This is a genomic window from Pseudomonas sp. 22490 (assembly GCF_052044465.1).
Classification (GTDB): Bacteria; Pseudomonadota; Gammaproteobacteria; order Pseudomonadales; family Pseudomonadaceae; genus Pseudomonas; species Pseudomonas aeruginosa.
On record NZ_JBQENS010000066.1, the window covers coordinates 1 to 8,708 of the forward strand.

The 8,708-nt window shown below is 65.0% G+C and carries 1 protein-coding gene; it reads left to right on the plus strand.

What is annotated here, in order from left to right; translation table 11 throughout:
* The coding region (locus tag ACTJJX_RS34435; protein ID WP_440782058.1) for a DUF637 domain-containing protein at positions 1–8,708 on the plus strand (8,708 nt) is incomplete at both ends.

An 8,708-nucleotide genomic window follows, 5' to 3' on the forward strand; every position in this document is an offset into this window, starting at 1 on the left:
GCTCGACAACAGCCAGTCCGGGCTGATCGCCGCGAATGGCGGCATCGCTATCGAGGCGCGGCAGGTCGACAACCGCGCCGGCGAGATTTCCAGCACCTCGAAGGTCGCCGTGAACGCCCGCGAGCAACTGGACAACCGCGGCGGCAAGGTCATCGGCGACAGCGGCCTGCGCCTCACCGTGCAGCGCCTGCTGAACCAGGCCAAGGGGGTGCTGGCCGGGCGCGACGGCCTGAGCCTGGACGGCGGCGAACTGTTCAACGGCGACGGCGGTCGGCTCGACAGCCAGAACGGCCTGAGCGTGAGCCTCGGCGGCGTGCTGGACAACCAGGGCGGCGCGCTGGTCAGCGAAGGCAGCCTGACGGCGCGCGCCGCGCGCCTGGACAACCGTGGCGGGACCTTCTCCAGCGCCGGTGCGCTGGCGCTGACCAGCCAGGCCGCGCTGGACAACCAGGGCGGCAGGCTGCTCAGCGATGCCGGTGTGACGCTGAAGGGCGCCAGCCTCGACAACAGCCGTTCCGGTGTGATCAGCGCCAAGGGCGCGGTGGATATCCGCACCGGCGTGCTGGACAACAGCCGCAACGGCGGCATCGGCAGCAACGCCGGCATCACCCTGGTGGCCGCCCGGCTGGACAACGGCCAGCAGGGCCGGATCAGCGCCAAGGGCCTGCTCGACGCCAACCTGAAAGGCCTCGACCAGCGCGGAGGCGGCGTCCTGGTCAGCGAAACCGGCGTCACCCTCGACCTCAATGGCGGCACGCTGGTCAACCGCGACGGCGGCCTGATCGCCACGCCCGGCGCGCTGCTGCTGCGCCAGCTCGGCGCGGTGGACAACGGCGCCGGCGGGGAAATCTCCAGCGACCGCGCCTTCACCCTCGCCGCCGCCAGCCTGGACAACCGCGGCGGGCGCCTGATCGGCGCCGACAGCCTGACCCTGCGCATCGCCCAGGCCCTGGACAACAGCCTGGCCGGGGTGATCTCCGGCGCCGCCGGCCTGGACATCGCGGCCGCTCGCCTGGACAACAGCGCCAAGGGCACCCTGGCCAGTCGCGCCGGCATCGACCTGCGCGTCGACGGCGCGCTGGACAACCACGCCGAAGGCACCGTCTCCGGCGCCCGCCTGACGCTCGCCAGCGCCTCGCTGGACAACAGCGGCAAGGGCCTGCTCTCCGGCAACGCCGGCCTGAGCGTCGCCACTGGCGCGCTGGACAACGCCGAGGGTGGCCAGTTGATCAGTCAGGGCGTCCTGGACGTCAGCAGCGCCGACCTCGACAACCGTGGCGGCGCCCTCAGTGGCAAGCAGTCGCTGCGCCTGAGCGCCGCCAACCTGGACAACCGTGGCGGCCTGCTCACCAGCGACGGCGAACTGGAACTGACGGCAGGGCGCGTCGACTCCGCCGACGGCGGCGAAATCTCCGCCCGGGGCGACCTGCGCCTGACGGTCGAGCGCCTGGTGCAACGCCAGGGCCGGCTGATCGGCGAGCGCGGCGTCAGTCTCGACCTGCGGGGCGGCGACCTGGACAACCAGGGCGGCCTGATCAGTGCCCGCGGCCCGCTGAGCATCGAGCGGCTGAACGTCCTCGACAACCGCCAGGGCGGCGAGATTTCCAGCCAGCAGGGCTTCGAGCTGCTGGCCAGGCGCATCGACAACGGCCAGCAGGGGCGCATCATCAGCGCCGGGAAACTGCGCCTGGACGCCGACGCGCTGGGCAACGCCGGCGCCGGCCTGCTCTCCGGATGGCAGGGCCTGACGGTGACAGGCGGGAGCCTGGACAACAGCGCCGGCGGCACCCTTTCGAGCAAGGACGGCGAGCTGGCCGTCAGCCTCGGCGGCGCGCTGGACAACCACGGCCAGGGCGCCCTGGTCAGCAAGGGCGCGCAACGGATCGACGCCGCCAGCCTGGATAACGCCCAGGGCATCGTCTCCGGCGAAAGCGACGTGACCCTGAGCATCGCCGGGAAGCTGGACAACGGCCAGGGCGGCCTGGTCTCGGCGCAGCGCGCGCTGAGCTTCGAGCGCGACGATACGCTGCTGAACAACGCCGGCGGCCGGATCAACGGCGGCAGCCTGCTGCTCAAGGGCGCCAGCCTGGATAACAGCGACGGCCAGTTGATCAGCCAGGGCCGGCTCGACGCCATCCTCGGCGGCGCCCTGGTCAACACCGGCGCGGCGCGCCTGGCCAGCGGCGGCGACCTGCTGCTGCGCAGCGCCAGCGTCGACAACCGCGGCGGCAAGCTGGTCAGCCAGGGGCTGCTGGAGATCAGCGCCGGCAGCCTCGACAACAGCGCCTCCGGCACCCTCGCCAGCCAGGCCGGCATGAGCCTGCGCCTGGGCGGCGGCGCCCTGCGCAACCAGCAGGACGGCCTGATCTTCAGCCAGGCCGGCGCCCTCGAGGTGCAGGCCGGCAGCCTGGACAACCGCCAGGGCACGCTCCAGGCCCAGGGCGACAACCAGCTGCGTATCGGTGGCGCGCTGGACAACCAGGGCGGCCGCCTGGACAGCCGGGCCGGTAACCTAGACCTGCAGAGCGGCAGCCTCGACAACGGCGCCGGCGGCGTGCTCAACAGCGCCAAGGGTTGGCTGAAGCTGGTCACCGGGCTGTTCGACAACAGCGCCGGCGTCACCCAGGCGCAGTCGCTGGAAATCCGCGCCGGGCAAGGCGTGCGCAACCAGCAGGGCCATGTCTCGGCGCTGGGCGGCGACAACCGCATCGTCACCGTCGACTTCGACAACCAGGGTGGCGGCCTCTACGCCAGCGGCCTGCTCAGCCTCGACGGCCAGCGCTTCCTCAACCAGGGCGCGGCGGCGGGCCAGGGCGGCAAGGTCGGCGCCGGGCGCATCGACTTCAGCCTGGCCGGCGCGCTGGCCAACCGCTTCGGCCAGTTGGAAAGCGAGAGCGAGCTGCACCTGCGCGCCGCCGCGATCGACAACAGCGGCGGCAGCCTGCGCGCCCTCGGCCGCAGCGGCAGCACGCGGCTGGTCGCTGGCGGCCTGAACAACGCCTACGGCGTGCTGGAAAGCGCCAACCAGGACCTCGACCTGCAACTGGGCAGCCTGGCCAACGCCGGCGGGCGCATCCTCCATACCGGCAACGGCACCTTCGGCCTGGATTCCGGGCAGGTGATCCGCGCCGGCGGCGAACTGACCACCAATGGCCTGCTGGACATCCGCGCCAGCGAATGGACCAACAGCAGCGTGCTGCAAGCCGGACGCCTGAACCTGGACATCGGCACCTTCCGCCAGACGGCCGAGGGCAAGCTGCTGGCGGTGCAGTCCTTCACTGGCCGCGGCGGCGACTGGAGCAACGACGGCCTGCTGGCCAGCGACGGCAGCTTGCGCCTCGAGCTGAGCGGCGGCTACCGTGGCAACGGCCGCGCCACCAGCCTCGGCGACTTCGCCCTGAACGCCGCCAGCCTCGACCTCGGCAATGCCGCCAGCCTCGCCGGCGGCGCCAATGTCACGCTCGGCGCCGGCAACCTGCTGGTCAACCGTGGGCGGATCACCGCCGCCGGCGACCTCGTGGCCAGCGCCGCGAGCCTGAACAACTACGGCACCCTGGGCGGCGGCGGCAACCTGCGATTGAACGCGCCCGCCCTGCTCAACGAGCGCGGGTTGCTGTTCAGTGGCGCCGACATGACCCTGCGCGCCGGCGACATCACCAACCTCTACGGGGATGTGTACAGCCTCGGCAGGCTGGATATCGCCCGCGACGATGCGGGGGGCTGGGCAAATCGCTTGGAGAACATTTCCGGGAATTTAGAGAGCACAGGTGATATGCGTTTCTCCGTGAGTTCACTTCTCAATAGAAGGGAAACCCTAGAGATTGAAGGTGACTTGCAGAATAGCGCTATTGGCGTCCGCTGTACGGGGTGTCAGCTTTCTGAGAGGTGGGGAAAAACTAGGTCTTCGAGCGAGCTTGTCTGGATCAGGGAATATAAGTCTACATTGGGAGAGTCTTCTGCCGCTGCTTCAATTACGGCTGGTCGAGATCTGCTTGTTGTAGGTGCAAGCCTGCAGAATATTGCTTCTAATATAAGTGCTGTAAGAGACGCCACGCTATCTCTGAGTAATTTCGAAAACAAAGGTTATGCGTTAGGGGAATATGCGGTCAGGGGCGTTTATTCGCCGCCGAGTAAATTTGGCGAAGAATTGCTTATGCGCATATTGGCGTATAACGCTGTCAACGATCCCAGTTATGGGGAGGGATATGCGAGCACAGGGGGGAGACTTCCGAATATTCATTATTTCGACAAGAATTTTAATGAAAAAGTCTCTCCGCTGGAGGTCATTCATGGAAACGGGAAAAATGGTGGGCCGGGTTGGCACCTGTACTTCGGTACCTTAGATGTTGAGTATCCGGGCACAGATCGCTGGAATAAGGCTATTGGACGAATACCGGCGCCGAATTATTCATCGAAAAAAACGGATGCTATTCCAGATCTACTTAAGGGATTGGCTCCTCTCGATGAGTTGACGATTAACAAAGGGGCGAACTCAACGGTTGGTGCTGTCGTGCAAGCTGGCGGTCGTGTAACGGTGAATGCTGCGGAGAGTTTCAATAACTCTGTCCTACAGGGATTTCAGGCCGTTCAGGAAACCCAGTTACCTCATCAGGACATAGCTGTTTCAAGCACGACGAGCGCCGTAGTGACTCTGAAGAGTCAACTGCCAGCGGATTTGGCAAGGCAACAGATCAATCCTCTCACCCTACCGGGCTTCAGCCTGCCTCAAGGCCAGAATGGGCTCTTCCGCCTGGCGTCTCAAGGAGCCCAGGTGAACCAGGCAAGTGGTGCTCTGAAATCCGCCAGCGATCTCACCCAGAGCGGCCATGGCGTATCTGTATCCGCACAGGCAGGCAGTGACGCAAGTGGCTGGAGTACCCAGGCGCGTCGTGTCGGCGATGATCGTGTCACCTCGCTTGCCGGTTCCGCCTATCAAGGCCGGGTAGCTGAGGCTATCGATGCGCTACGGGCTTCCGCGCCAATCTCGGGCGACGGGGGAAACACTGGCCGTTTCCAGGCCGGTGAGCACCAGGCGACCACGGGACTGGGTGGACTCGTCGAGGGCAATGCATCGGGTCACAGCGGCAATGGCGTCATCCTCGCCGATCTGCGCGGTGGTCTACCCTCGTTCTCAAGCCTTCCCGCGGCTGATCGTATTCAAAGCACAGTGCCCGGTCACGATGGGAATGGAACTATTCTCGCCAATTGGCAGGGTCCGCAGGCGACGGTCCAGGCCTCGCCTTCGACAGTGCGTGTAGAGGGGGTAGTTTCCAGTCCAGGTGGCAATGGCAGCATCCTTGCCGATCTGCCGGCTGAGCAGTCGTCGGTGCAGGCACTGCCTTCGGCCGTTAGGGCTCAGGGCAGCCTGCCTCGCCTCGAAGAGCGGAGCGCCGTTCTTGCCGAGCCTCCGGTTGGGCAGCCAGCGTTGCAAACCCTGCCGTCGGTTGCGCGCGTTGAGGGCGTGCCCAGCAATGCCACACCGAGCAACAGCCACAAGTATCTGATCGAGACCAACCCGGCGCTCACCGAGCTGAAGCAGTTCCTCAACTCGGACTACCTGCTCGGTGGCCTGGGTATCAATCCGGATGACAGCAAGAAGCGCCTGGGCGACGGTCTATACGAGCAGCGCCTGGTACGCGAAGCGATCGTCCAGCGTACGGGGCAGCGCTTCATCGCCGGATTGAACAGCGACGAAGCGATGTTCCGCTATCTGATGGACAACGCCATCGCCAGCAAGGACGTATTGGGACTGACCCCTGGCGTCACCCTCAGCGCCGCCCAGGTGGCCGCGCTGACCCACGACATCGTTTGGCTGGAAGAAGTCGAGGTGAATGGCGAGAAGGTCCTCGCCCCCGTGGTCTACCTGGCCCAGGCCGAGGGGCGGTTGGGCCCGAACGGCGCGCTGATCCAGGGGCGCGACGTGAACCTGATCACCGGCGGGGACCTGAGGAACGCCGGTACCCTGCGCGCGCAGAACGACCTCAGCGCGACAGCCGGCAACATCGACAACAGCGGCCTGATCGAGGCCGGCAACCGCCTCGACCTGCTGGCCAGCGGCTCCATCCGCAATGACCAGGGCGGCATCATTGCCGGGCGCGAGGTAAGCCTCTCCGCCCTTACCGGAGACGTTATCAATGAACGGACGGTGACCCAGCACCAGTCCTCCTACAGGGGAACCGGTACCACTGAGGCATTTGCCGATAGCGCCGCGCGTATCGAGGCTGCGCAGAAGCTGACCGTTTCGGCAGGTCGCGATGTAACCAATATTGGCGGTGTCATCGACAGCAAGGGCGACCTCGCCTTGCAAGGCGGCAGGGATGTCCTGGTTTCGGCTGCGGTAGCGGAGCGGGGCTGGACGGCAGGAAGCCAGGCATACCAGACCCAGACGACCCAGATGGGCGCCGAAGTCGTGGCGGGGCGCGATATCAGCGTCAGCGCCGGACGCGATATCAGCGTCGTGGGCAGCCGCATCGACGCTCGTCGCGACGTGACATTCGAGGCGGGTCGCGATGTGGGCCTGGTCGCGGCTGCCAACGAAGAGCATGCCTATGGCAAGACCAAGAAGGTCACTTTCCAGGACGACAAGATCACCCAGCAGGCCACTCGCGTGGACGCTGGCGGCGACCTGGCGATCAATGCCGGACAGGACCTGCGGCTGGTCGCGAGCCAGGCCAGCGCCGGCGACGAAGCCTACCTGGTGGCCGGCGACAAGCTGGAGCTGCTGGCCGCCAACGACAGCAGTTACTACCTCTACGACAAGAAGAGCAAAGGCAGCTTCGGTAGCAAGAAGACCCGGCGCGACGAAATCACCGATGTGACGGCAGTGGGCAGCCAAATATCCAGCGGCGGCGACCTCACCCTGCTCAGTGGCGGCGACCAGACTTACCAGGGCGCGAAGCTGGAATCGGGCAACGACCTGGCCATCGTCAGCGGCGGCGCGGTGACCTTCGAGGCGGTGAAGGATCTGCACCAGGAAAGCCACGAGAAGAGCAAGGGCGACCTGGCGTGGCAGTCGTCGAAGGGCAAGGGCCAGACCGACGAAACCGTGCGCCAGAGCCAGATCGTGGCCCAGGGGAATCTGGCGATCAAGGCCGTGGAAGGGCTGAAGATCGACCTCAAGCATATCGACCAGAAGACCGTAAGCCAGACCATCGACGCGATGGTGCAGGCGGATCCGCAACTGGCGTGGCTGAAGGAGGCCGAGCAGCGCGGGGATGTGGACTGGCGCATGGTGCAGGAGGTGCACGATAGCTGGAAGTACAGCAACTCGGGGTTGGGGGCTGCGCCGTCACTGGCCATTGCCATCGTTGCAGCTGCTTACCTCGGCCCGGTGTATGGCGCAATGGCCAGCAACCTCGCCATTGGCACCATCAACAATGGCGGTGACCTTGGCAAGGGGCTGCAACAGGCCACCAGCGCTGACAGTCTGAAAGGGTACGCCATCGCAGCGGCCACGGCTTATCTCGTCAGCCCGCAGTTGGACAAGGCATTCGGCGTATCCAGTGACAACATCAACAAAGTCACCAAAGGATTCAAGCTCAGTACAGTTGAGGGAATCGGTGGATTTGCTGCCTACAGCATTGCCCAAGGCTTTGCTCAATCGGTCATGCAGCAGGCCGCCTATGGCGGCAGCTACATCGACAACCTCGGTAATGCCATGGCAGGTCAGGCGCGCAACCTGGGAATGGCGGTAGGTTTCAATTTCATTGGCGACTCGGTCAAATACCCTGATGGCAGCCCGCCGAAAATCATGGCTCACGCCCTGATGGGAGGTCTGCTGGCCGAAGCCTCCGGCAGTGACTTCAAGACTGGAGCGGCGGCCGCTGGTGCCAACGAGGCCATGATCAACCTCCTTGGGAAAATGGTAGGTGGCGATCAAAACCTCGAACTGATGGCCTCGCAACTCGTTGGCGTAGCCGCGGCAAGTGCGGTCAATGGCGATGTGAGTCTGGGCGCCGAGATCGCCAAAAGCGGGACGGCGTACAACCGGCAGCTACACCCAGATGAAATCAAATTCGCATCGGATGTGGAGCGCGTCAAACGTTATGCCCAGGAAAATGGGCTGAGCGAGGACACCGCCCGCAAAGAGCTTCTCAGCACGGCCGCCATGATGGTGGACAATGGCTGGAACCAGGCCTTGGCCGGCACAGACATCAACGCTGCCCGGGCTGCTCAGTATCTGCGTACGGAGCTGGGCACAGGCCCGGACAGCAATCTCTTCCAGGTGACCCAGGCTGACTACTACAACGAGCGGGTGGGGCTGACGGCGCTATTCAAGAACAAGGAGGCCCTGACCAGCGTTCTGGAAAACATAGCCCTAGCGAATCCCGCGAGCTATACGAGGGACCCCGCGAACCGTGCGGAAGTGCTGAATGCCAAAGGTGAAGGTAGCCAAGCGGGCTTTGGGCTGGCACTGGAAGGGATCGTCAGCGCGCCTTCAAAAACTGCCTTGTGGTTGATGGGTGCGCTAACCTGTTCAAGCTGTGCGGAGCGGGATATCCAGAACGCTTGGAACTCGGTTGCCTCGTTACCTGAAGACATCCGTATGAAAGGCTATCTGGATGCCTTGCACACCATGCAAGGCCAGGGTGCCAGCGTGGTGCGGGACAACGCCGCGAGTTCGACTGCATTGGGAGTTGAGGTTGGGCTGGCCATTGATGGAGGGTTGGCAGGGGCAGGCAAGGGCGTCGTTACGGATGGTCCGAAAG